1 protein-coding gene and 1 pseudogene are annotated in these 827 nt (G+C 72.7%); both read right to left on the reverse strand.

Annotated features, from left to right (window positions below):
- Positions 1-252, reverse strand: a pseudogene (locus tag HG543_RS53910) (hypothetical protein); the annotation flags it as partial.
- Positions 253-432: 180 nt separating this feature from the next.
- Positions 433-827, reverse strand: a 395-nt coding sequence (locus HG543_RS53915) for a DUF938 domain-containing protein (protein WP_169352710.1), incomplete at its 5' end; no start/stop codon positions are given.

Below are 827 nucleotides of genomic sequence, written 5' to 3' on the forward strand. Positions count from 1 at the left end.
GGGCGGCGGTGGCGGTGCCGACACGAGCCGGAGGACGAGCTCCCCATCGCCCTCGCTGGCGGACCGTCCACCGGGACTGGAGCCCTGCCAGATGAGGGTGAGCCCCCCGAGCACCAGCGCATGGAGGCCGACGACGAGCGGCATCACCCACAGGGTGCGCGCGCGGTCTCCTGCCTGCCGGGTCCGGGCGTGCAGGACGGAGGCGAAGAGGCTCCCCTCCAAGGTGCCCGCCTTCGCGCCAGCGTCCGGCATGGCTGTGCCCCCTCTCCCACCGCCGGCTGCCGCGCGGTGACCGTCAGGGCCACATGGTGGTGGTGCTCCCTCCCGACGTAAAGGGGAGGGGCCGGCCGTGCCTGGGCGGTCGCTCTCATTGTTTCCCGGTGGATGTCCGCCGGGTTTCGCTGTCCGGAGTGGTGTACCGTGGAGGGCCGCTCAGCCCGTGGCGCCCGCGTCCGTTGACTTGCGGAAGACGACGGTGAGGTTGTTGCTGGGCATGTCCACCACGCGCTCGCGGCGCAGGCCGTGCCGCTCGGCCTCGGCGGTGACGGCGCCCAGCTCGCGCACGCCCCAGGCCGCGTTCCTCTCGCGCAGCGACGCGTCGAAGGCGAGGTTGCTGGGAGCCGTCTCGCGGCCCTCGACGAAGTAGGGGCCGTACATGACGAGCAGTCCTCCGGGAGACAGCACGCGCCCGGCGCCCCGCATCAGCCCCTGGCAGGACGCCCAGGGCGAGATGTGAATCATGTTCACGTTGAGGATGACGTCGGCGGCCGTCACCGGCCACGCGTCGCTGCTCGCGTCGAGGGGGAGGGGCGGGAGCAGGTTGGGGA

It is taken from the genome of Pyxidicoccus fallax, from assembly GCF_012933655.1.
Classification (GTDB): Bacteria; Myxococcota; Myxococcia; order Myxococcales; family Myxococcaceae; genus Myxococcus; species Myxococcus fallax.